This window comes from Amylolactobacillus amylotrophicus DSM 20534 (assembly GCF_001434555.1).
Taxonomy (GTDB): Bacteria; Bacillota; Bacilli; order Lactobacillales; family Lactobacillaceae; genus Amylolactobacillus; species Amylolactobacillus amylophilus.
Genome location: NZ_AZCV01000010.1, coordinates 13,400 through 35,665 on the forward strand (window position 1 = coordinate 13,400; position 22,266 = coordinate 35,665).

A 22,266-nucleotide genomic window follows, 5' to 3' on the forward strand; every position below is an offset into this window, starting at 1 on the left:
TATACATCCGGGTAAGGGATATGGAAAATACCGGGGACTAACGGCGACATCTTACGGCGCATATTGAGACTTAGTGCCGAAAGTGACATCGAACCATAAGTTGCACCGTGGTAAGAGTTCACAAAGGAGATGATGTACGGCCGTTTAGTGTATGCACGTGCCAACTTGATGATTGCATCATTGGCGTCCGAACCCGATAAGCCAAACGCTACTTTTTTGTCGAAATCACCCGGGGTAATCTCCGTCAGCTTCTTTGCCAGCTGCACAACCGGCTCGGTGTGGTAGTAGGCGGGGGTGTAGTGCAATAACTTGTCTTCTTGAGCGCGCATCGCGGCAACTACCTTGGGGTGTCGGTGACCAACATTGATGGCACTCGCACTCGTGATGAGGTCGAGGTATTCCTTGCCGTCGATATCGACTAGCGTACTGCCTAGCGCATGGTCGATGACTAAATCGTAATAAGGAATCCGGGCAAAAGGTGCGAAATAGCGCTTCTCGTCCTGAACGAACTGCTTGGCCTTACTTGTCTTTTGTTGCGTCATTTGCTAAACCTACTTTCATGTTCTCGGCTAATTCTGCGCTGTTTTCAGTGGACCGATTGTGCTTCACGAAATCATAAATTTCACGACCAATAATCAGGAAGATTAAGATCACCCCAATATAACCGGTAATCGGGTAGATTACCGCCACTAATTGGCCGAACGGTACTTGGCTAATGACGAAGGTGATAATGGTCAGTGCAAGAATGATTAAGCGGTACTTATTCTTAGACGCGTTACGGCCAACCAGCGAGTAGGCTACCGTCCAAGTCATTGGTGCTGCGGTACTGAATATTTCCTCCAGGAGGATCAGTGAGAAGAAGAAGCTGATGATTGTTGAGATGTTGCCAGCGAGGAGGAGTACAGGCACCTGAACCTTTAAAACCTGGCCAATCTCGCTCAACATCGCGAGATTTAAGAGGAGAGCAGAAGCCATCAGGGCGATTCCGGCGAATACACCGCCGAGAACCGCCTCTTTTTTGTTCTTAGCGGACTTACCGAGGACTGTGATGAATGGTACGCCAACCACAATATTATTGGCGACGAATAAGAAAGCTGAGAGTACCCAAGAAAAACTCTGATTGCCGGCACCGTAGATAATCCCCTTGCTGCTTCTTAAAACATCGTCTGCAGTAGCGAGGCCACCAGGGTTTTTCAACAGTGAGATCCCAGCGATCACAATCGTGAAGAGGATGGTCAGCGGTCCCAGGTAGCTGATGATATCGATGAGACGATTGAACCCGAAGAGGGTGGTAATAAACACAATCACGGTCATCCCGACGGTACCAACAAGATTGGGCCAGCCGAAATACTCATTAACTGTGGCGCCGGCACCGGAAACCATGATGACTCCAATGAGGAAACAGAAAAATGGCGTGTACCATTCCATGAATGTACCAAAGATTTTGCCACAATAATGTCTAATACCGTTACTAGCGAGCTCATTACGGTGGTTAAAGCCGTAGCGCATGAGCACGGCGCCTAAGACTACGAATAATGTCATCGCCACGAATACACCTAGAATTCCCTTTAAACCGTAATTGGTGAAGAATTGGAGCACCTCTTGCCCGCTGGCGAAGCCGGAGCCAATGAGGAAGGCGATAATAGCACCCGCAAATTTAAAGACGTTCATTACACTGAGTTTGGTCGTTGTCTGTTCCATATTTGACTCCATTCCCTTATAAATTCTAGTTCAGTCGCAGATTTAAATAATAAAAAATAATGAATAAGGTGAGGTAATCTTAGGATATAATTAAGAACTAGTCAAGAATTATTTTATCTTTTAATTTGTTGGCGAAAAAAACGCTAAAGAAAAAAGCCGTCGGCTGACGGCTTGTAGCGGTAGTATTTCGGATCAATTTTGCTTTGTAATGGCAGTCGTTTTTCTTTTGCTAACTACGTCGAAGATTAAAACGGAAAGTAGCACCAGGCCAGCGGCGACGATAAATAATGACTGATAGGAGATAGCTTCAATCACCAGGGCGCCGATTAGGGGACCAAAGGCGCGTCCGGCGGATGCTGTCGCCATGACGAACCCCTGGTATTTCCCCTTCTCAAGTAGACTCGCACGATCGTTGACGAAGGTTGAAACTGCGGGGAAAGCCAGGATTTCACCGATTGTGAGCACCGCCATTGCAATCATGAACGCAGCGTAATGTGTCGCGGTAATCAAAAAGAGAAAGGCAACGGCAAACAGGATAAATCCTGTATACAGACGGCCGCGTAGGTGCTGGGTTAAGAAATCGTCAAAGTGGGTGAGAAGCGGTTGAAAGAAGACAATGAGAATGCCGTTTAGGGTCCAGAGTAGGCTGTAACTCCGGACACTCATCCCGAGGCTAATCATGTAAGTCGAGATGTTACTCTGCCATTGCTCGTAGGCAATCCAGGAGACAAAGAGGCAGACCAGGACCAAGATAATCCCTGTTCTGTCAAAAGTGGTGCCGGCTCCTGTGAGCTCGGTCTCACGGCCAGATTTGACGGCTTCTTTTGCATCATTCAATCCCTTGAACTCAAGGACAATGACCACGCTGAAACCGGCGAAGAGGATGAAGGCGAGTAGGAAAATATACGTGATGCCAAGCGGCAAGATTAAGCCAACGATAAGCGAGCCAAAGACCAGACCGAGGTTGCTGGTGAAGTATAGTACGTTGAAAATATAGCTAGTTTGCTTGCTTTTGATGAGGGTTGCGGTTGAATTGACGCCCGTATTGACCATACCGTTACCTAAGCCGATGGTAATGAGCAGGATGGCGTAGGTCGGCCAGCCGTGGAAGAAGATGAGTAGCCCGGCGGAAATTCCCGAAATGGAGATACCGAGAATCATCGTTTGGTAGGGATGCCACTTATCAAAGAGAAAGCCACCGAGGAAGTTTCCGAGCACGGTGAAACCTGAGTTGACGAGTAGTACCATCGCCGCTACGGTGAGCGGTTCGTGTAAATACTCGTGCATGTAGATGGTGGTCAACGGCCAGATGAAGCTAATACCCGTGTTGACGATGAGTGAGCCGAGAAACAGCCAGATTAGCTTTACAGGATCCTTGCGTGTCAAAATTGAAAACTCCCCCCAAGTGAAATTTAATAACCATTCTATTTTGGCTTATTTAGCATGGTTTGACAAGAGTTCAACCAAGATAAAACGCGATAAGCACTTCGAACCAATATTAGCTGCCAAACGTGCTAGAATCAGGGTGAAGATGACAATTGTTTTTTAATGGAGAGGGTGTAGATATGAAAGAATTTGGGCGCTTCCACGCATTTAGTGATGGGGTCTTTGCAATTCTCATCACAATTCTGGTGTTGGAGTTTCGTATGCTGTCCTTTACCCATGGTCACCTGGCGTCTGCATTGCTGGCTCAATGGCCCATTTTTCTCTCATATGTGATGGCCTATTTGTACGTCGGCACTCTTTGGCTCTTTCATCATGATTATTTCAGTCACTTGACGAGGGTCAGTCGACAGCTAAATATGCTGAATTTACTCTTATTATTTAGCATCACGTTCGTCGATTATCCGTTATATATTCTGAGTGCGGCGCTGCAGTCAGGCAGAGTTGCTGATCTTCAGGTAGCCATGATTCTGTATGGCTTGGTAGCCATGTTTGTCTCGTTCACATTTCTCATCATGTACCAATACGTTGGGCGGCACAATGAGCTTCACGATAACCAAATTAAGTTGGGCGTATTCGATGAGATTAAGCATGATCCAGCCAAAAGTGTTTCAATCTATGGTCTGGCAATCATCACGACCTTTTGGTCAGTCTATGTGAGTGCTGCGCTAATTGTTGCCGGCATTGTTTTCCATTTCATTGCGTACCTCCGGATGAGTTCGCGGTTAGAGAAAGCCGAGAACGCTGCACGCAAGCTCAAAGAGAAGGGTGGAGGTAGTGCAAAAATACGCGAGAATTAAGGAAATGTTCATGGTATACTGGAGTTAATAAGTGACAGTAGCGTCACATAACTGGAGGTATAACCATGGCCCTAGGCAAAGTGATTAAACAACTACGTGAGGAGCGACGGCTCACCCAACCAGAGCTTTACGATGGACTGATTAGCAAAAGACAGGCCATTCGCTTCGAACAGGATGATGCTGATATCAAAGGAATGGTTCTCTTGGCAATACTGCAGCGCTTAAGGATCACTGCGGAGGAGCTAAATAGGCGCTTGAACATGCCAGTTACAGATTCTACTCCAAAAGATCAAGAGTTGATGGAAGTCGAGCACCAACTCTTGAACCAGCAATTTCCGCTAGCAAATAGCAGGACATTCTATAGTAAGAATCGTTTCTCAAGTGATAAGCACAGAGTGCGGCTAGCCATTTTAGCCATCCTCAATCTCCCTGAGGACCTGGCGGAACGAGACGTCGACTTCCTGATGGATGAACTAGACGCGACGAGCAAATTATCGCAGGCACAGGTTGAGCTATTCGTTCAGAATTTGGATAAGTTTCCAAAGTACGAGCAAGGGCTGATTCTGAAGCGCCTGACGAAGGAAGTAGAGCAACCAGTGATGTTGCAGAATCCGTGTTTGCAATCTATCTACTTTAATCAGGCATTAAACTTTCATCTGTTGGTGCAGGGGAATACTACGGCAGCCCAAAGGGTATTAGAGAACTATCAAGAGCAGCTGCAGTCACTCCCTGATGATAGCCAGATTAAGTATCGTAGTTGGCAGTTATTGCTAGATGTCGCCACCGGTCAGCCGGAGGCAGCAGTAGAAATTGGCAAGCGAGCTCAACTTCTGCTCCTACTCGGGCAAGCAACTGCTGCGGATAGATTAGTCGACCGCAGGAGACGGGTTCAGCTCCAATTTAAACTGAGCCATGCTTGGACGTCAGGAGAAATTGGCATGGTTGCGCGGAGGTTGAATAAGCGACCAAAGGGGTCTCTAGAATCAGCTAAGGACTTCTTGGGTCACTATGAGGGCTTGGCCGAAGCGGTCAAGCAAGGAAATAAGCCGCTCAGCTATTATCTCAATAATTACGATTACTAATAATTTCTAATCATAAAAGCCACCCCAAAGGGGTGGCTTTTATTTGTTTAAACTGCTTGATCTGTATCTAACTGATCGTTGTGCCGGGCGAAATCTAAGACTCGGACATGTTGGTCTGTTAGTAATACTGTTGTGACACTGCCGTTTTCGGGTAAGTTGGTAGCGGCAAGTTGGGCCTTAGTGGCGTACTTCTCGCCGAGCATGCGGATGAATCCCCCGTGTGTAACAACCAGAATGGTGCTGCCGGTGGCGTTTTGCTCAAGTAAATCCTGAAAGCCGGCGGCCATGCGGTGATAGACGTCCGTAGAAGACTCGGCAAAGCCGCTAGAGTCAGCAATTTTGGTTGCATCTCTGACCTGGTTGATGCCTGCTTGTTTAATGAAATCGTTGAAGTTATCGAAACCGAATGGGTGGCCAACTTTTCGGCCAACAATCTGGTCGTCAATACCTTCGAAGATACCAAAGCCCACCTCACGAAAGTTAGCATCAGTCTGTAATTGAAGGTCGGGATCACTAGCGGTATTTGCCTGCATGATAATCTCTGCCGTGTCCATCGCACGCTTTAGGTCAGAGCTATAGAATGCATCGAAGTGGATTTGCTTGAGCCCTTGCGCAGTTTTTCGTAAATCGGCAATTCCACGGTCGGTCAGTGGTGCGTCTGACCAGCCCTGCATCTTATGCATTAAGTTATAGAAGGTTTGGCCGTGCCGCACGAATTTCACTTGTAATTCTTTCATGGATCATCCCACCTTTAGTCTGTTTAATGTCAGTATACCAGATAAGGAAATAAATGAAGCCAACCTTCTAAGACAACGGGATATTTACTACCTTCTCTTAGACAAGAATGATAGAATTCAGACAAAGACATTATTTTGGTGAGTGAAAAAGTGCAACTTGGACACTCAGGACGACCGCTTAGACGAGAAGTATTTCCTTAGGCGGTAAAACATGGTCTACTATAGTTACGGGAGGAGGTGATAGGGATGCACGTGCGAGTCGAAATTGATTCTAATATTGTGGAGCCGGAAGTAGTGATTAAGGCGAAGGAATACAACAATCAGGTGCGACACCTGCAGCAGGTGATTGAAGAGAATGCGGCAGAGCAGAAGAAGCTGCTGTTCTTCAAGGACACAACGCAATATTACCTCCATCTGGATGAAATTCTCTTCTTTGAAACGGAGGAGCGGGCAGTAGTTGCCCACGTTGCCGATGATGCGTATGAGGTGCACGAGCGTCTCTATCAACTGGAATCGGAACTCCCGCAACAATTTATTCGCATATCGAAGTCAACGATTGTGAACGTCACTAAGATTCTCTCACTTAATCGTTCACTCTCCAATTGCTTGATTCAATTCTATGATTCGTATAAGCAAGTATATGCGTCGCGACGGTACTATAAAATGCTACAAGATCGTTTAGGAAAGTGGAGGTAAGGAAAATGCGGAATCATCAAAGATGGTTTTGGGGAATTTTGTTTTTAATAGGGGCCGCACTTCTTGTTGCAAGTAAGATGGGACTAATTACATATGAGCTCGGTTTCTGGACGATTGTGGCGATTGGCTTTGCCGTAGTGATTTTTGTGAAAAGTCTGGTTTATGGCTCGTTTCCTGGAATGATTTTCCCAGTCGCGGTCGTAGCCATTATCTTTGCTAAGCCGCTCGGAATTGAGGCGCTGTCCCCGTGGACAATCCTTGGCGCTGCAACGCTGCTCTCAATCGGTCTCTCGTTAATTTTCCACAAAAACTCCTCGAATTGGGGGACTCACGTGAATGTGACCCACGTTCACGATGACGATGAGAACGAGCGCGTGGTCTACTCTCGGCCGGACAAGAAACTTAAGAAGTCAGTCTCTGATTTCGTGGAAGATGTCGTTGATGGCGTTGTTGATGGTGAGTACACAGAAGTCCATCATGAGCCGGCACAAGATAACGTAAAAGACACCGAGGATGAGCAAGAACCCACAGTCGGTGAATCTGAGGCGGAGGCACGCTATAAGAATACGGGCAAACGAAAGATTGTGATTAACAGTCAGCTGAATAGTACGGTCCGTTATCTGAAGTCGGATCGCTTGGAACAGGTGAATATTAATAACACGCTAGGTGAGACGACCGTTTACTTTGATCAAGTTCAAATTCCAACAGAGCTGAACATTATTGTGACGAACAAGTTCGGCGACGTTGATCTCTATATGCCCAGAGAATGGGATGTGCGGATCACTGCCAATTCGACGTTTGGCTCACTTGATGAAAGGGGGGCGAAGCAGACCAAGCAGGGGCCAGTCGTGAATATTTCTGGTTCTAGTGCCTTTGGTGAATTAACCATTAAGTATATTTAACTTTACTAAAACCAACTAAATTTAAGAAAACCAACTGTAAACCAACTGTAAAATCCGCCGCTGTTGAATTAATCAACTAACGACGGATTTTTTGCTGCTAATGCTCATTAATCGGCGTAAGCTCAGAAAGTGATTCTATGTGGTAATAATCCATGACGACCGGTAGTGCAGCAATAATCTTTGGACAAGCAAGGGGATCATGGTAATTTGCCGCGCCTACCTGAACTGCATTAGCGCCGGCCAACAACATCTCAAGAACGTCTGCTGCACTTTCTACTCCTCCAACACCAATAATGGGCAGGCTAGTTACCTGTCGCACACGGTGAATCATGGCAAGAGCAATCGGCTTGAGGGCGGCTCCTGATAATCCACCAGTGATATTTGACAGAGCTGGTTTACGTTTCTTTAGGTCAATCGCCATGCCACTGAGCGTATTAATCATAGTAAGACCGGCTGCACCACCGCGTTCTGCTGCCACTGCAATTGCCGTGATGTCCGTAATATTAGGGGTTAGTTTGACGTAGAGCGGTACTTTAGATACTTCTACACATGCGCGGGTGAGGGCCTCAACTACCACAGGTTCGGTCCCCATCGCGAGCCCACCATGATCGACGTTTGGGCATGATAGGTTTAGCTCGATGGCAGCGACCGTGGGTGACTGCGTCAATTGTTCGACGACCGAGACGTATTCCGCCTGACTGAAACCGGCAGCACTGGCAATGATTGGTAATTCCGGAAAGTTGTGTCCCAACCAGGGGAGCTTCTCGGAGACTGTTTCTGCAACACCGACATTTTTCAGGCCGATGGCATTGAGCCAGCCGCCGGAGGTCTCGGCCACATTTGGCAGGGGATTACCAGCACGCGGTTCTAGCGTGGTGGACTTAATGACGAGCGCGCCAAGTTGGTTAAGATCGTATCTCTGAGCAAATTCCTGGCCGTACCAACACGTTCCACTTGATGGCATGACGGGATTCTTCAGGTTTAAACCGGGTAATTGAACGGCAAGACGATTATGTGGCATGAATAATTTCTCCTTCTCATCAAAAAAAACGGCACCGCTTAATCGTTTCCGATTGAGTCAATGCCGTACTTCAAGAGAAGTCACCTGAAGAAGGGGGACTTTAAAATTAGGACGAACCATTTTGCTCTCTCTGGAAACAATTAAAAGGTTTGTACATTAAATTTTGTATTGTTGTCATTCTAGACGAAGAATCACGCAGTGTCAATGGAGAATGAGTGGACTTAACTAGCCGCGCCGGCCTTGTCTAACCTTTTGCTACGTGTCTGGTGGCGTTCTAGAATCATCTCCACAAATGCGTTTGCAATGTTCCGATTCTTCAGAATTGGGCCGTGAGCATATGAACCAACAGTGTTCTTGTAGCGCATTCCTTCCTGCCCGTCCACTGGATTATTGCCGTAGCCTTCAATCATGGTGCCTAGGGGATGCAACTTATCGGGGTCATCGAAGAAGGTCTGACCCGAGTGATTCTCAAATGCCTGAACTTCACCCCATTCGGTCATGAATTTCGTGTCGCCAATCATTCTTTTGTCGGATTTGAAAACGGTGTGAAGCGGCAGAATACCCAATCCCTGAATCGTCGTGCCATCGACCATCTTGTAATGCGTACCAAGGAGTTGATAGCCACCACAGATAGCAAGCATTGGCTGACCATTCTCAATGTAGTCCGCTAGTTCCTCTTTCATGCGAGGTAAATTCTGCGCCACGACGGTCTGCTCATAGTCTTGGCCACCGCCAAAGAAGACGAAGTCGAACTGGTCAGTGTCAAACTCGTCGTCTAAGGAGATATTTTCCACCTCAACTTCATAACCTTTTTTGTTCAATAAATATCGTAGAATCTTCACGTCACCCGAATCGCCATAGGTGTTCATTAGGTCTTCGTATAGATATGCAATTCTAATAGTCTCGCTCAAGGCTGTGCCTCCTGCAAATAATATCCTAGAATTATAGCATAAAAGTTACTGTTCGAAGTAATTCATGCCTGCCCAATGGTTGATTGGGCCAAATTGGTGGCCGACGTTAATCTCGTTTGCGATTGCTTCATGAACGAATTTCTTTGCGATGGAGATGGCGTTAGCGACGTCGTTGCCTTTGGCTAGCTCGGCAGCGATGACGGCGGAGAGTGTGTCTCCGGTACCGTTGACGCGGTCGGTTTCCACGTAAGGCTCAGTGAACCACATGCCCGATCCGTCCGCTAAAAGCAGGTAGTCACTGACTTTCTCTTGGCTCCTCGAATCATGGCGCCCCTTAATCAGCACGTTTTTAGCCCCCAGAGATTGGAGCAACGTGGCACCAGCTTCGATTTCCTGTGGATTAGCCAACTCCATCTCCGTCAACTTCTGTGCCTCGTAAAAGTTCGGTGTGATGACCGTTGCTAAGGGGATTAGGCGTTTCTTAAAGGTCTCATATGCCGCCTCTTCGAGGAGCATTGCACCGTGCTTCGTGATAATTACGGGATCAATCACAATCGCCCCGAAGTCGTATTTGTTGAGATTATCCGCGACCACCTCAATTGTTCTACTGTCAGACAGCATGCCAGTCTTTGCCGCCTTAATGTGAAAGTCGGCAGCAAGCATTTCGAATTGTTTGGCGATGAAATCCGGTGGCATTACCTCTGCGGCAGCGATGCTGTGGGAATTACCAGCAACAGCGGCGGTGAGAATTCCCATACCATAGACATGTCGAGCGAAGAAAGCGTGGAGGTCTGCAGGCATCCCAGCACTGCCGTCGGAGTCGTTTCCGGCAATTGTTACGGCTTGAACTTGTTCATTTGTCATAATTAAGCCCTCGATTATTTTAGTTAACCTCTATTCTAGTCTATTTTCGCGCAAAATAAAAAGAATAATTGCGGATGTGAAAATGTTCTGCAAAAGTTCTTACTGTTGGCGGGCAATTGATGCTTCGACCTCTTCTTTGGTCGGCATGGCAGGAAATGCACTTAACTGTTGGACAGCCAATGCGCTGGCGTGGCTTGCATACAGCAGTGCTTCCGCTAGATTGCTATAGTCTCTTTTGACGTGGGTGACGAGAGCACCGATGTAGGCATCGCCAGCTCCGGTGGGATCGATCTCGTGTGCTTTCACTGGGGGTACGGCGATTTCCTGACCATCGTTAGAGGAGAAGGAGCCGCGTTCACCGAGTGTAATGATGACAACTTTGACACCTTGATTGTGGAAGAAGCGGGCCATTTCGGTTAAGGAAGCGGGATCGGTCTCTTTAATACCGGTGATTCGCTTAACCTCTGGTTCGTTCATGATTACTAGATCAGTCAATTTGAGGAGTGCCGCAGAAAGTGGGCTTGCTGGTGAGGGGTTCAAGAGGGTACTTGCCCCGTGTTCCTTGGCCAGCTCAAACGCCTTAATCGTGGTTTTCTCCGGTGTCTCTAATTGTGCGAGGACGAAGTCGGCGTTTGTAATAAAATGCTCGTTTGCGGTAATCATTTTAGGTGAGAGTTGGGCATTGGCGCCACTATTCACAATGATAGAGTTCTCGCCGGCCTCTTGAACGAGGACGAATGCTTGCCCCGTTGTCTCGTAGTCCATCTTGGTGATTCCAGCCGTGTTGATACCGTTTCGTCGCAGTTCTTGGAGCATGAACTTGCTCTCGGCATCTGTACCGACGGCCCCGATGAAGTTGGTGTTGCAGCCCATTCGGACGCTTGCCACAGCCTGGTTTGCCCCTTTACCGCCGGCTGCTAGCGAGATTTGGTTCGCTTTGATGGTTTCTCCTGGTTCCGGGTTATGTTCAATCTGCAAAATATGGTCGACATTGATGCTTCCAATTACTGTAATTGTTCTTGCCATACAAATACCTCACGTAATAATGTCTGTCACCTATAATTCTAGCATACTTTTGCACTGAATAATTAGCGCCAGCAGAAGGGATTATTCGAATGAAAAATTGCCTGGTTAAACAACCAGGTTCTGTTGCGAAGTTTGAAAATCAAACGCGCCCTCTCTGAACTCCAAATATCTTAGGCTGTTATTCCCATTAATACCTTGATTTCAGTAGACACCGAAAAGCCGAAGAGCGTTCCATTTCTTCGGTTCTTTTTATATATTCCTCGAATGGTCTCCATGCCCTTAATCGTGGAAGAGGCTGTACGGAGACTTTGATAAAATTTATTCCGTCGTTTAATAGGTCGATGGTCTTGTTCTATTAAATTGTTAAGATACTTCACAGTTCGGTGCTCTATCTTAGTATATAAACCCACACTCTGTAACTTTCTAAAGGCGGGGCTCTTTGTCAAATCCTGTTGATAGATAGCTTTTACAGAGTTGAAAGTCATGCGACTTTCAACTCTGCTTTTTTATCTGGTTTAGTCTTCATTTGGCGCAGTTTAATGCGTGAAATCATATGATGATAGTTACGGAATCCGAACGCAGTTCGTTGAATTTGCTTAATCATTCTGTTCATGCCTTCTACCGGACCATTTGAATAGCCTGTTTCACTCGCATTCAAAATTACTTCCAGATTTTTTTTGAAGGTACGAAAAATTTCTTTCATCTGTCGACTTGAGTTTTGAGTGTTGTACAAATAATTAACGATGCCATCTTTATCGTGATCTTTGAGACTTTTCATGATGTTTTGCATTGATTCGTATGATGCCTTTAACTCAGGGCTAACCGCCAGCCCTTCTTCCACTCGTTCTAATTGTGTGAGTTGTTTTCGAAGATGGCGATCATAAAATAATTGTTTTTCGTCTAAATTTTTAGCGTATTTCAAATAAAGCCGCCATGAGAATTTTAACGTTCGATATTCGGCAGATTGTTTATTGTATTTTTTCATAGTTTGAACACGACTTTGATTGAATGCACGGGTCATCTTAGCGATAATATGAAAGCGATCAATAACTATTTTGGCATTGGGAAACATTAATTTGGCAATGTCTTGATAATAACTATTCAGATCCACTGTAACTGTCTTCACCCGTGCTCGTACGCTTTCTGGAAATTGCTTGAAATACTCAATGATACTATTCTTGTATCGATCTGGAAGGATTTGTTGAATCTCATGCACGCCATTACCGTTAATACAAATGAAATGAAGTTTGCCGCCAACACCTCTAAATTCATCCATCGCAAGATGAACGGGTAGATAATTGAGATTACGATGAAACAAATCATCATAGTTATCTAAATAGCGACAGATAGTGCTGGATGAAACTCCAGCGTCAATTGCGATACTAGTCTGAGTTCGATCATCCTTTAAATTCATCAATATCTTCTGTCGGGTCGCCTTAGAGATACAACAGTTTTTATCGACGATATCGGAATTCGCCATAAATGACCGGCCACAATTTTTACAGATCAGCCGTTCTTTATGGAGTTCCAAGTAAACTGGTTCACTGGCATTAGCCGTTAAATAAGTTACTCGGGACACGTAGTGTCCGTTGTGACTAAAACTGGAGAAGCCACAGTAATCGCAGCTTTCCTGATGAATTTTAACGATTGTCGAGAACACTTTTGCATGTCTTGATTTAATTATTTGGTATTGGTATTTATAAAAAAATACATTTTTATCTTTAATACTGAGCGCAAATTTTATATTATTATCTATAGGGTTCAAAAGTTTTCACGTCCTTTAAAAATGATGCTGTAGTGGGTGGATTTTTTAGGCAGAAAGCTTTTGGGCCTTTTTTTAGTTTTTAAGAACGTAACCGAAGCCACGGACGGTTTGAAGCCAGATTGGATTTTGAGGATCTGGCTCAATTTTATCGCGTAAATGACTGATGTGAATATCGACCATTCGTGAGTTACCTAAGATATAGTAATCCCAGACGCCCTGTAATAGTTGTTCCCGACTAAGAACTTGATTAGGATGTTGGATTAGGTAGTGGAGTAGTTTGAATTCTTTCGGGGTGAGTCCTAGATCCTGATCATCTCGCAATACCCGATAGTGCTGAAGATCAATGGTGAGGTTATTGAAGGTGAGTTGCTTGGGGGCTGACGGTTCAACCGTTTGGTGAGCAGTGTCAGTTGACTCAGTATTAGCATCAGTGATCTGATCATATAACCAAAATCGTTGTTTGAGAATTGCAATGATCTCTGGGTAATCAAAGGGTTCAACTAGGTAGTCATCGACATGGTGGTGAAATAGTTGTTGTATCTGTTCTGGGTTGCGCTCTTTAGCGAGCATAATAATGGGGATCATTACTTTTTCACGCATATGTGATATCGCCGTGAGTGTCTCATTAAAGTCAACCGATGTCGTATCCCATAGCACAGCCGCCACAGTTTGCGTTTTTAGAATCGTTAACGCTTCGTCAGAACTGGTTGTGTTGTGAACGAACCAATTTTGTTCGTTGCAATAGGCATTGATTGGAATGAATAGTGGTAACTGTTTCGTCATTAATAATAAATGCTTAATCAAAGTGACTCCTCCAATAATGAGCCGAATTTCTAATCACATAAACAAAACATTAAAACTAGTCTACCCATTATTAATGGCATAAAATTAAATTTATGTCCAGATATTTACATAATCTTTACATTAGTATGGGTATAATAGCAGTAACGTTTAACTGGATCATACTGTAATAATGGAGGGTGTCTCAATGGACGGATTATTTTCGGATGAATTAAAAAAGCTAAAGTGGCACTTTATTGAAATGGGAATTAACGTCAGTGAACAGATCTATCAAGCAACAAAGGCGTTTATTGACCACGATAAGGAGCTCGCACAACATGTAATAGAACAAGATCAAACTACTAATGAAGAAGAAACTGGGTTGGAAGTTCAGGCGTTGAATTTAATGGCGTTACAGCAGCCTGTGGCGGATGATTTTCGTTCAATTATTAGTATTTTAAAGGCCAGTTCAGATTTGGAACGAATCGGCGATCATGCCGTTAATATTGCACGCGAAACGATTCGCGCTAGTGGTAGTCAACGGGTTGTGGGAATTGAAAATGCCATTGCCGAGATGACGGCTTCAGTTCGGAGCATGCTAGAAAAAGTATTGGATGCGTATGCCCAAGCAGATGAAAAAGTCGCGCGTGAAGGGGCTGCCGCTGATTTGGAAGTCGATAAACAGTATATTTTAGTACGCGACAGCATCACCGCCGCAATGCGGCAGGATGCTAAAACGATTACGGCCAGTTCTAGTTACCTCATGGTATCACGGTTATTAGAGCGGGTTGGTGATCACATTGTTAACTTGTCAGAATGGATCGTTTATAGTCGAACTGGGGAATTAGTTGAGCTTAACCCAGGTAAATCAGATCTAGAAATGTTGCATACATTATTGAATAACTCGGAACAAGAGCTGAATCAATAGGTTACAAAGAACTACTCAGATGATCTCAAGTGGTGTGGTATCAATAGATGAAAGTTTAGGGACCGAACAGAAATTTACTTTTTGTTCAGTCCCTTTTTGTGTGGATGCACGGTCAAAATCGTGGGCTTGGTGGTAGAAAAATGATTTACATCTTTTTTACATAAATATGACTAGATATTTACGTTCGTTGTTTATATTAAGAATGTACCAAGTTCAGACAACCAGTAATCATTTGAAAGGGAGATCAGAATGATGAATAAGAAGAGATTTTTTGCAACAGTTGCAGCGTTGGGAGTCGTAACGATTGGTTTATCGGCATGTGGTAATGGTGGTGGGAGTGATAGTAGTAGTTCCTCATCGTCAGCCAAGATCACGGCGGTTGGCTCAACCGCACTACAACCATTAGTTGAAAAGGCTGCATCTAATTATCAATCTCAGAACAAAGGCGTTAACATTTCCGTTCAAGGAGGCGGATCGGGGACGGGATTAAGTCAAGTCCAAGAGGGATCCGTTCAAATTGGTAATTCTGATATTTTTGCTTCACAACAAAGTGGTATTAAAGCAAGCAAGTTAGTTGACCACAAAGTTGCCGTTGTTGGAATGACCCCGGTCGTTAACAAGGACGTTGGTGTTAAGAATGTGTCGATGGACCAGCTAAAACAAATTTTTACAGGCAAGATTACCAACTGGAAACAATTAGGTGGTAAAAACGAAAAAATTACGGTCGTTAACCGGGCTAAAGGTAGTGGAACCCGTGCCACGTTTGAAGCAGCCGTTTTGAACGGTGAAACGGCCGTCAAATCTCAAGAACAAGATTCTAGCGGAACGGTTCAAAAAATTGTCTCAACAACCCCAGGCGTAATTAGTTACTTAGCTTTCTCATACGTTAACGATTCGCTTCAAGCACTTTCAATTGACAATGTGAAACCAACCGATGCGAATGTAGAAACAAATGACTGGAAAATTTGGTCATATGAACATATGTATACTAAGGGTCAACCAAATAAAGCAACCAAAGAATTTCTAGACTATATTGTCGCGAAGAAACAGCAAAAGGGGTTAGTGAAAAAAATGGGTTATATTAGCATTCACGATATGAAGGTATCTAAGGATGCGAACAACAATGTTACCGATAATAAGAATTAAGAAATAGCTGCAATACCCCAAAACGGCAAGCTCTAGGAGGGTTACGATGGATAAAGATAATATTCAAGTGCATTTGATGAAATCATCTAAAGCGACACGCGAAGATTATTTCGGAAAAACAATTTGTTACTTATGTATTGGCCTTATCACAGTATTGGTCGGCTGCATTTTGTACTTTATTACTTCACGTGGAATTGCCACTTTTACACAGAACCATGTTAAGCTGGGGCAATTTTTATCGGGTACAAATTGGAATCCGGGGGTGCTTGATAGTCACGGAAATCCAGAAGTCGGCGCGTTACCAATGATTGTCACATCATTTGGTGTCACAATTTTAGCAGCGCTTGTAGCCACACCGTTCGCGATCGGCATGGCCGTCTTCATGACCGAAATCTCACCTAAACGAGGGACCAAGTTACTTCAATCTGTAACAGAGTTGCTAGTTGGTATTCCATCTGTCGTCTATGGGTTTGTCGGATTATCAGTGATTGTACCAACAGTACGCCATATTTTCGGCGGCACTGGGTTTGGGATTTTATCTGGCACATTGGTATTGTTTGTCATTATTTTACCAACGGTGACCTCGTTATCTGTTGATAGCTTACGAGCAGTGCCCGTTCATTACCGGCAGGCCTCATTAGCATTAGGGGCGACCCGTTGGCAAACAATTCGAAAAGTGGTTCTGAAAACGGCGACTCCTGGAATTTTAACGGCAATCATCTTTGGCATGGCGCGGGCATTCGGCGAAGCGCTAGCTGTACAAATGGTGATTGGTAATGCGGTGTTAATGCCAACGAGCTTAGTCTCACCGTCGTCAACGCTGACAAGTCAGTTAACAACTCAAATTGGCAATACAGTCATGGGGACGATGCAAAATAATGCGCTCTGGTCATTAGCGTTGATCTTGTTACTCATGTCGTTAGTCTTTAACCTTGTTGTTAGAGTTATTGGTAATTGGGGGAAGCATAAGTATGAATCCTAAACGATCAAATCAGATTGCAACTGGTACAATATTTGGACTCGTTGCGATTGTGGTATTAATTTTAATCGGCCTGATTGGGTACATTCTATTTAATGGCGTACCGAATATTTCTTGGCACTTTATCACAGCGGAAGCACAAGCATTTAGTGCGGGTGGTGGTATTCGGGATCAATTATTTAATTCGCTGTACCTGTTAATTTTGACATTGTTGATTTCTTTCCCAATCGCATTGGGTGCGGGAATTTATTTATCCGAGTATGCGAGTGATAACTGGATTACTAATGTTATCAGAACAATGATTGAAGTGTTAAGCTCACTGCCATCAGTGGTCGTTGGTCTGTTTGGCTACCTCCTGTTCGTCATTAAATTCGGGTTTGGGTTCTCTATCTTGGCTGGTGCGATTGCACTAACTTTTTTCAACTTACCGCTGCTAACTCGTCAAATTGAAGAGTCCTTGCGGACGGTACCAAATCTACAGCGTGAAGCTGGAATGTCATTAGGACTATCGAGTTGGAAAACCGTGACAGGAATTATACTACCAGCGGCAGTACCAGGAATCATCACGGGAATTATTTTGTGTGCTGGCCGGGTCTTCGGCGAGGCGGCTGCTTTGATCTATACCTCTGGGCAAAGTGCCCCGGTAGTGGACTATTTGAACTTTAATCCGCTCAGCCCGACGAGCTTTTTGAACCCTATGAGACCGGCAGAAACGTTAGCGGTGCATATTTGGAAATTGAATACTGAAGGGGTGACACCAGATGCCCACCAAATTTCAAGTGGAGCCTCAGCGGTTCTAATTATTGTCATTTTGATCTTTAATTTAGGTGCTCGGGCACTCGGAAGTTATACGTATCGTAAAATGACGGCCACAAAATAAAGGTGAGAGAATGAAAAATTATAATTTAGATGAAACCTATATTATTAATCCACAGAAAGAATCCACACTTTCGGCGAAACAGGTAACAGTCTCGTATGGAACGAATCATGTGATTCATGCTGCTGATTTAAATTTCCCCCGGTATAAAATCACCTCACTGATTGGCGCATCCGGTTCCGGAAAATCGACGTATCTGAGGTGCTTTAATCGGATGAACGATAAAATTGCCACGGTCGGCGGTCAAATTATGTACCGCGATACGGATATTAATAACCCCAAAATCAACGTTTATGAGCTTCGCCGACATATTGGAATGGTATTTCAAAGACCAAATCCGTTTGCCAAGTCCATTCGAGAGAACTTGACGTTTGCCCTGAAAAAAAACGGCATGACGGATAAAAATGAACTGGAAATGCGACTAGAAACGAGTCTTAAAGGTGTTGCCTTGTGGGACGAAGTCAAGGATAAGCTAGATCAAAGTGCACTGGCATTATCAGGTGGGCAGGCTCAGCGGCTTTGTGTTGCACGCTCAATTGCAATGAAGCCAGATATTTTACTGCTGGATGAACCGGCAAGCGCGCTGGATCCAATTTCAACGGCTAAGTTAGAAGAGACACTAAAAACACTGAGCAATCAGTTCAGCATTATTATTGTGACGCATAATATGCAACAAGCGTCCCGAATTAGTGACTATACCGCGTTTTTGCATATGGGCCATGTTATTGAGTATGATGAAACGGAAAATGTGTTTACGAATCCCCATGTGCGGGCCACTGAAGATTATATTTCTGGGAATTTTGGTTAGGAGGACTGGCAATGAGCAGGGTGATTACTACTGAAGATGTCCATTTGTATTACGGCGAAACTGAGGCACTCCATGGGATTAATTTGAATTTTGAAAAAAACGAAATTACTGCCCTGATTGGACCATCGGGGTGTGGTAAGTCAACGTACCTCAGGTGTTTAAATCGAATGAACGATCTGATTCCTAATACAACAGTGACTGGGAGTCTGAAGTTGAACGGGCAAGATATCTATTCGCCTAACACGGATGTCGTTAATCTACGTAAACGAGTCGGCATGCTGTTTCAGCAACCCAACCCATTTCCGTTATCGGTTTATGAAAATGTCGTTTATGGCCTGCGTTTAGAGGGTGTGAAAGATAAGCGGCGTCTTGATGAACGGGTGGAAACAACCCTCAAACAAGCTGCAATTTGGGATGAGGTTAAAGATTCGTTGCATAAAAGTGCGCTGGCCTTTTCAGGTGGTCAGCAACAGCGAATTTGTGTGGCACGTGTGCTAGCGGTCGAACCAGATATTATTTTAATGGATGAGCCAACTAGCGCATTGGATCCGATCTCAAGCGCTAAAATTGAGGATACACTAGCCGCAATTCGGAGTGACTATACCATCATCATTGTGACCCATAATATGCAACAGGCTTCTCGCATTTCTGATAAAACGGCTTTTCTTCTAAACGGTAATTTAATTGAATTTGATAATACAGAAAAAATATTCATACGACCAGACCGGCAAGAAACTAGTGATTATTTAAATGGGAAATTTGGGTAGGGGGAAATGAGATGAGAGAATTATTTTCAGATGAGCTCAAAAAATTGCACGGGCGATTTATGGAGATGGGGATTAACATTAGCGAACAAATTTATCAGGCGACCTCAGCCTTTACTCAGTATGATAAAAAATTGGCCCAGCAGGTCATCGATGACGACCAGCGGACAAACAGTGAGGAAATTTTTCTTGAAAAAGAAGCCCTTAAATTAATCGCCCTTCAACAACCGGTGGCGTCTGATTTTCGAGAAATTATTAGTATTCTAAAGGCCAGTTCAGATTTAGAGCGCATTGGGGATCATGCTGTCAACATTGCCCGCGAAACGCTGAACACGAGCGATCAAAAAAACGATGTCAAGATTGAAAAACAAATTGGTAAAATGGCCGGTGACATTCGAAAGATGTTAGAGCAAGTCATGGATGCCTATGTTAATCGTGATGAACGGCAGGCTCGTAAAGGTGCTGAAAAAGATTTAAACATCGATCAACAGTATATCGATATTCGGAAGGCTGTGACCAGTGCGATTGAATCCCAAGAGACAACCGCTGAACGGGGGTCCAGTTATTTGATGATTGATCGTTTATTAGAACGGATCGGGGACCATATCGTCAACCTATGCGAGTGGGTTGTTTATAATCAATCGGGAAAAATTGTTGAATTAAATGCTGGGAAAATTTCACCGGAGTTATTGCAGAATTAATTTTTTGAAAGTGATTAAAAATAGTTCGTGATAGTTAAAATGGTTCTGTTGCGAAGTTTGAAAATCAAACGCGCCCTCTCTGAACTCCAAATATCTTAGGCTGTTATTCCCATTAATACCTTGATTTCAGTAGACACCGAAAAGCCGAAGAGCGTTCCATTTCTTCGGTTCTTTTTATATATTCCTCGAATGGTCTCCATGCCCTTAATCGTGGAAGAGGCTGTACGGAGACTTTGATAAAATTTATTTCGTCGTTTAATAGGTCGATGGTCTTGTTCTATTAAATTGTTGAGATACTTCATAGTTCGGTGCTCTGTCTTAGTATATAAACCCACACTCTGTAACTTTCTAAAGGCGGAGCCAAGAGAAGGTGCTTTATCGGTCACAATTGCTTTCGGCTCACCAAACTGTTTATGGAGTCGTTTTAAGAAAGCATAGGCTGCTTGCGTATCCCGTTTCTTTCGTAACCAGATATCTAAGGTTAAGCCGTCCGCATCAATTGCACGATAAAGATAATGCCAACGTCCCTTAATTTTGATATAGGTTTCGTCCATTTTCCATGAATAGAAGGATTGTCTATTGTTCTTCTTCCAAAGATAATAGAGGACTTTGCTGTACTCTTGCACCCAACGATAAATCGTAGTATGACAAACATTTATTCCACGATCATATAACAATTACTGAACTTCACGATAGCTTAGATTGTAACGCAGGTAGTAACCAACAGCGACAATAATGACGTCTTTTTTGAATTGTTTGCCTTTAAAATGATTCGTTACTCTGTCCTCTCTGTCTTTTTTCTCAATCTTTACACTAAAATAGATTTTTTGGAAAACTTTGCAACAGAACCTTGAGACCTTTGGAGGCTTTGATTTAGAGAGTTGCTTAGCTCTTTCTACTGGCGATAAACGCCAAGCCTTACGTGATATGTTGGCTTTTATTTCTGAAAATGAAATTATGCATTTAAAAGACTTTGCAGATTATTGCATGTCTGAGGAAGCACCAGCTGGCTGGTTCGAACTTCTAACTGAAAGGAATACGCTTTTTATTAAAGAATATATCAAGTCAAATTGGCAGAAACAACAAAATCTTAGAGGTTCGGAGAAATGATTATGAAAACGTTAGATAAGGTTATTGTTGATATGAGTGACCCTGCTTTCCCTTATATTCTTCAGCCTATTGCTGAAGATCGATTGAAAAAAATGCATTCTAATAGTTGAATTCATTTTTTTGTGGTTAAGCTAACACTAGCTTGCCCCTCTCGGGTAGAGTTCTGCATGAGATGCGCTCGCTATGCAATAGCCCGTCGGAGGTTTTTCTAGCCGGATAATAGGCGCAGAAAAATAGCAGTTCTCCCAGTAGGAAGGGAGAACGCTACTACCTCGTAGAGCCCACACTTTATCTTGTAAAGTATAGTGGGTTATACTTTACTTGGAAGTAATCACCGAATTCCAGTTAGAAACTATTTTGTAACTATGTTTTGAGGAGGGGTAAAATGCTTTCTTACGTCCGGCATTACCCACTAGCGATAGCTAAATTAATGTGTCTGTGCTCCCCTAAAATCTGCTGATTTATTACTGACTAATACAGGAGGTTTTTTTATGGGACAGACAATCATATCTGCTATTGGTGTTTATATTTCCACCAGTATAGATTATTTAATTGTTTTGATTATTTTATTTGCACAGCTATCACAGAATAAACAGAAATGGCATATTTATGCTGGGCAATATCTAGGCACGGGCTTACTTGTAGGGGTGAGTTTAGTTGCTGCTTATGTCGTCAATTTCGTGCCTGAAGCATGGATGGTTGGATTGCTTGGTTTAATCCCTATCTATTTAGGGATTCGCTTTGCAATTGTTGGAGAAGGTGAGGAAGAAGAAGAGGAAGAAATTATTGAAAGATTAGAACAAAGTAAGGCAAATCAACTGTTTTGGACAGTTACATTGCTGACAATTGCGTCTGGCGGAGATAATTTAGGTATCTATATACCTTATTTTGCTTCGTTAGATTGGGCACAGACCCTCGTGGCGTTGCTTATGTTTGCAATCGGCATAATTATCTTTTGCGAGCTTAGTCGGGTGCTATCCTCTATTCCGTTAATATCCGAAACAATTGAAAAATACAAGCGAATCATTGTGCCCTTAGTATTCATTCCACTTGGACTATACATCATGTATGAAAGTGGCACGATAGAGACTTTTCTAAACTTTATTTTATAGATAAAAAAGCCCCTTAAATGGGGCTTTGGATATACTCCTAGTTAGTTGGACACGGAAATAATTAAAATTCCGGTCTCACGAACTAGGAGTATTTATTTTGGCTAAACATTATA

Annotated in this window: 23 protein-coding genes and 2 pseudogenes; 13 read left to right on the plus strand and 12 right to left on the minus strand. The window is 43.8% G+C overall.

From position 1 onward, the window contains the following. The 3 genes from FC62_RS07350 to FC62_RS07360 form a co-directional block, all read right to left on the minus strand. Window positions 1-542 (minus strand): aminotransferase class III-fold pyridoxal phosphate-dependent enzyme (locus tag FC62_RS07350; protein ID WP_157043483.1); only part of this gene is annotated, 542 nt, incomplete at its 3' end. Further along, window positions 520-1,701 carry a YkvI family membrane protein gene (locus tag FC62_RS07355; protein WP_056945835.1) on the minus strand — a complete coding sequence of 394 codons (1,182 nt, stop codon included), beginning with the start codon at window positions 1,699-1,701 and terminating at the stop codon, window positions 520-522. The genes FC62_RS07355 and FC62_RS07350, both read right to left, overlap by 23 nt. 192 nt (window positions 1,702-1,893) lie before the next feature. After that, window positions 1,894-3,087, minus strand: a complete 1,194-nt coding sequence (locus FC62_RS07360; RefSeq protein ID WP_056945834.1) for an MDR family MFS transporter — start codon at window positions 3,085-3,087, stop codon at window positions 1,894-1,896. 179 nt (window positions 3,088-3,266) lie between these two features. Here FC62_RS07360 and FC62_RS07365 point away from each other — a divergent pair, with 179 nt between their 5' ends. After that, the gene (locus FC62_RS07365; RefSeq protein ID WP_075362802.1) at window positions 3,267-3,944 is read left to right on the plus strand and encodes a TMEM175 family protein; all 678 of its coding nucleotides are present in this window, start codon (window positions 3,267-3,269) and stop codon (window positions 3,942-3,944) included. A 65-nt stretch (window positions 3,945-4,009) separates the two neighbouring features. After that, window positions 4,010-5,026, plus strand: coding sequence for a helix-turn-helix domain-containing protein (locus FC62_RS07370; protein ID WP_056945833.1), 1,017 nt, complete (start codon window positions 4,010-4,012; stop codon window positions 5,024-5,026). 47 nt (window positions 5,027-5,073) lie between these two features. On the opposite strand, the gene FC62_RS07375 is transcribed toward FC62_RS07370, so the two are convergent. Further along, on the minus strand, window positions 5,074-5,763 hold the full coding sequence (locus tag FC62_RS07375) for a histidine phosphatase family protein (RefSeq protein WP_054746379.1): 690 nt from the start codon (window positions 5,761-5,763) through the stop codon (window positions 5,074-5,076). 246 nt (window positions 5,764-6,009) lie between these two features. Here FC62_RS07375 and FC62_RS07380 point away from each other — a divergent pair, with 246 nt between their 5' ends. Together FC62_RS07380 and FC62_RS07385 are read left to right on the plus strand one after the other, a co-directional pair. Then, a complete protein-coding gene (locus FC62_RS07380; protein WP_054746380.1) occupies window positions 6,010-6,459 on the plus strand; it encodes a LytTR family DNA-binding domain-containing protein in 450 nt (149 codons plus the stop codon). Window positions 6,460-6,464: 5 nt separating this feature from the next. Next, on the plus strand, window positions 6,465-7,361 hold the full coding sequence (locus tag FC62_RS07385) for a LiaF transmembrane domain-containing protein (protein WP_056945832.1): 897 nt from the start codon (window positions 6,465-6,467) through the stop codon (window positions 7,359-7,361). Between the two features lie 97 nt (window positions 7,362-7,458). Here the strand turns inward: FC62_RS07385 and FC62_RS07390 are convergent, their stop codons facing one another. The 7 genes and pseudogenes from FC62_RS07390 to FC62_RS07420 all read right to left on the minus strand — a co-directional run bounded on the left by FC62_RS07390 (window position 7,459) and on the right by FC62_RS07420 (window position 13,752). Next, window positions 7,459-8,382, minus strand: a complete 924-nt coding sequence (locus FC62_RS07390; RefSeq protein WP_054746382.1) for a dihydroorotate dehydrogenase — start codon at window positions 8,380-8,382, stop codon at window positions 7,459-7,461. A gap of 221 nt (window positions 8,383-8,603) precedes the next feature. Continuing rightward, window positions 8,604-9,293 carry a type 1 glutamine amidotransferase gene (locus FC62_RS07395; protein WP_056945831.1) on the minus strand — a complete coding sequence of 230 codons (690 nt, stop codon included), beginning with the start codon at window positions 9,291-9,293 and terminating at the stop codon, window positions 8,604-8,606. A 45-nt stretch (window positions 9,294-9,338) separates the two neighbouring features. Next, a complete protein-coding gene (gene thiD, locus FC62_RS07400) occupies window positions 9,339-10,157 on the minus strand; it encodes a bifunctional hydroxymethylpyrimidine kinase/phosphomethylpyrimidine kinase (protein ID WP_054746383.1) in 819 nt (272 codons plus the stop codon). A gap of 99 nt (window positions 10,158-10,256) precedes the next feature. Continuing rightward, entirely contained in the window at window positions 10,257-11,183 is a 927-nt protein-coding gene (gene rbsK, locus FC62_RS07405) for a ribokinase (protein WP_054746384.1), read from the minus strand. A gap of 170 nt (window positions 11,184-11,353) precedes the next feature. Then, window positions 11,354-11,614 (minus strand): annotated as a pseudogene (locus FC62_RS07410) (DDE-type integrase/transposase/recombinase); the annotation flags it as partial. Between the two features lie 50 nt (window positions 11,615-11,664). Further along, window positions 11,665-12,948: an ISL3 family transposase gene (locus FC62_RS07415; RefSeq protein ID WP_056945830.1), complete on the minus strand. Its 1,284-nt coding sequence runs from the start codon at window positions 12,946-12,948 to the stop codon at window positions 11,665-11,667. A gap of 72 nt (window positions 12,949-13,020) precedes the next feature. Further along, window positions 13,021-13,752 carry a response regulator transcription factor gene (locus FC62_RS07420; RefSeq protein WP_054746385.1) on the minus strand — a complete coding sequence of 244 codons (732 nt, stop codon included), beginning with the start codon at window positions 13,750-13,752 and terminating at the stop codon, window positions 13,021-13,023. Window positions 13,753-13,936: 184 nt separating this feature from the next. On the opposite strand from FC62_RS07420, the gene phoU (FC62_RS07425) reads away from it, so the two are divergent. The 7 genes from phoU (FC62_RS07425) to phoU (FC62_RS07455) all read left to right on the plus strand — a co-directional run bounded on the left by phoU (FC62_RS07425) (window position 13,937) and on the right by phoU (FC62_RS07455) (window position 19,931). Further along, window positions 13,937-14,656 (plus strand): phosphate signaling complex protein PhoU, encoded by a 720-nt coding sequence (gene phoU / locus FC62_RS07425; protein WP_056945829.1) that lies wholly within the window; start codon window positions 13,937-13,939, stop codon window positions 14,654-14,656. Window positions 14,657-14,908: 252 nt separating this feature from the next. Beyond that, on the plus strand, window positions 14,909-15,802 hold the full coding sequence (locus tag FC62_RS07430; RefSeq protein WP_056945828.1) for a phosphate ABC transporter substrate-binding protein PstS family protein: 894 nt from the start codon (window positions 14,909-14,911) through the stop codon (window positions 15,800-15,802). 46 nt (window positions 15,803-15,848) lie between these two features. After that, window positions 15,849-16,784, plus strand: a complete 936-nt coding sequence (gene pstC, locus FC62_RS07435) for a phosphate ABC transporter permease subunit PstC (RefSeq protein WP_054746387.1) — start codon at window positions 15,849-15,851, stop codon at window positions 16,782-16,784. Then, on the plus strand, window positions 16,774-17,661 hold the full coding sequence (gene pstA, locus FC62_RS07440) for a phosphate ABC transporter permease PstA (protein WP_056945827.1): 888 nt from the start codon (window positions 16,774-16,776) through the stop codon (window positions 17,659-17,661). Before pstC ends, pstA begins: the two co-directional genes overlap by 11 nt. Before the next feature lie 10 nt (window positions 17,662-17,671). Continuing rightward, entirely contained in the window at window positions 17,672-18,466 is a 795-nt protein-coding gene (gene pstB / locus FC62_RS07445; protein WP_054746388.1) for a phosphate ABC transporter ATP-binding protein PstB, read from the plus strand. An 11-nt stretch (window positions 18,467-18,477) separates the two neighbouring features. Continuing rightward, window positions 18,478-19,233, plus strand: coding sequence for a phosphate ABC transporter ATP-binding protein PstB (pstB, locus tag FC62_RS07450; RefSeq protein ID WP_056945826.1), 756 nt, complete (start codon window positions 18,478-18,480; stop codon window positions 19,231-19,233). 11 nt (window positions 19,234-19,244) lie between these two features. Then, window positions 19,245-19,931: a phosphate signaling complex protein PhoU gene (gene phoU, locus FC62_RS07455; RefSeq protein ID WP_056945825.1), complete on the plus strand. Its 687-nt coding sequence runs from the start codon at window positions 19,245-19,247 to the stop codon at window positions 19,929-19,931. Window positions 19,932-20,026: 95 nt separating this feature from the next. Here the strand turns inward: phoU (FC62_RS07455) and FC62_RS07460 are convergent. Beyond that, a pseudogene (locus tag FC62_RS07460) lies at window positions 20,027-20,737 on the minus strand (IS6 family transposase). Window positions 20,738-20,768: 31 nt separating this feature from the next. On the opposite strand from FC62_RS07460, the gene FC62_RS07465 reads away from it, so the two are divergent. Together FC62_RS07465 and FC62_RS07470 are read left to right on the plus strand one after the other, a co-directional pair. Next, window positions 20,769-21,041 carry a Rep family protein gene (locus FC62_RS07465; RefSeq protein WP_236693797.1) on the plus strand — a complete coding sequence of 91 codons (273 nt, stop codon included), beginning with the start codon at window positions 20,769-20,771 and terminating at the stop codon, window positions 21,039-21,041. Between the two features lie 491 nt (window positions 21,042-21,532). Further along, window positions 21,533-22,153, plus strand: a complete 621-nt coding sequence (locus tag FC62_RS07470; RefSeq protein ID WP_002293047.1) for a CadD family cadmium resistance transporter — start codon at window positions 21,533-21,535, stop codon at window positions 22,151-22,153. The last annotated feature ends 113 nt before the right edge of the window (window positions 22,154-22,266 follow it).

Bases quoted from the DNA above. Each gene is read 5' to 3' on its own strand.
- FC62_RS07365 (WP_075362802.1), top strand. From the start codon at position 3,267: ATGAAAGAATTTGGGCGCTTCCACGCATTTAGTGATGGGGTCTTTGCA.
- pstA (WP_056945827.1), top strand. From the start codon at position 16,774: ATGAATCCTAAACGATCAAATCAGATTGCAACTGGTACAATATTTGGA.
- FC62_RS07375 (WP_054746379.1), bottom strand. From the start codon at position 5,763: ATGAAAGAATTACAAGTGAAATTCGTGCGGCACGGCCAAACCTTCTAT.
- FC62_RS07430 (WP_056945828.1), top strand. From the start codon at position 14,909: ATGAATAAGAAGAGATTTTTTGCAACAGTTGCAGCGTTGGGAGTCGTA.
- pstB (WP_054746388.1), top strand. From the start codon at position 17,672: ATGAAAAATTATAATTTAGATGAAACCTATATTATTAATCCACAGAAA.
- FC62_RS07355 (WP_056945835.1), bottom strand. From the start codon at position 1,701: ATGGAACAGACAACGACCAAACTCAGTGTAATGAACGTCTTTAAATTT.
- FC62_RS07370 (WP_056945833.1), top strand. From the start codon at position 4,010: ATGGCCCTAGGCAAAGTGATTAAACAACTACGTGAGGAGCGACGGCTC.
- FC62_RS07385 (WP_056945832.1), top strand. From the start codon at position 6,465: ATGCGGAATCATCAAAGATGGTTTTGGGGAATTTTGTTTTTAATAGGG.
- rbsK (WP_054746384.1), bottom strand. From the start codon at position 11,183: ATGGCAAGAACAATTACAGTAATTGGAAGCATCAATGTCGACCATATT.
- FC62_RS07380 (WP_054746380.1), top strand. From the start codon at position 6,010: ATGCACGTGCGAGTCGAAATTGATTCTAATATTGTGGAGCCGGAAGTA.
- phoU (WP_056945825.1), top strand. From the start codon at position 19,245: ATGAGAGAATTATTTTCAGATGAGCTCAAAAAATTGCACGGGCGATTT.
- pstC (WP_054746387.1), top strand. From the start codon at position 15,849: ATGGATAAAGATAATATTCAAGTGCATTTGATGAAATCATCTAAAGCG.
- FC62_RS07390 (WP_054746382.1), bottom strand. From the start codon at position 8,382: ATGCCACATAATCGTCTTGCCGTTCAATTACCCGGTTTAAACCTGAAG.
- pstB (WP_056945826.1), top strand. From the start codon at position 18,478: ATGAGCAGGGTGATTACTACTGAAGATGTCCATTTGTATTACGGCGAA.
- phoU (WP_056945829.1), top strand. From the start codon at position 13,937: ATGGACGGATTATTTTCGGATGAATTAAAAAAGCTAAAGTGGCACTTT.
- thiD (WP_054746383.1), bottom strand. From the start codon at position 10,157: ATGACAAATGAACAAGTTCAAGCCGTAACAATTGCCGGAAACGACTCC.
- FC62_RS07470 (WP_002293047.1), top strand. From the start codon at position 21,533: ATGGGACAGACAATCATATCTGCTATTGGTGTTTATATTTCCACCAGT.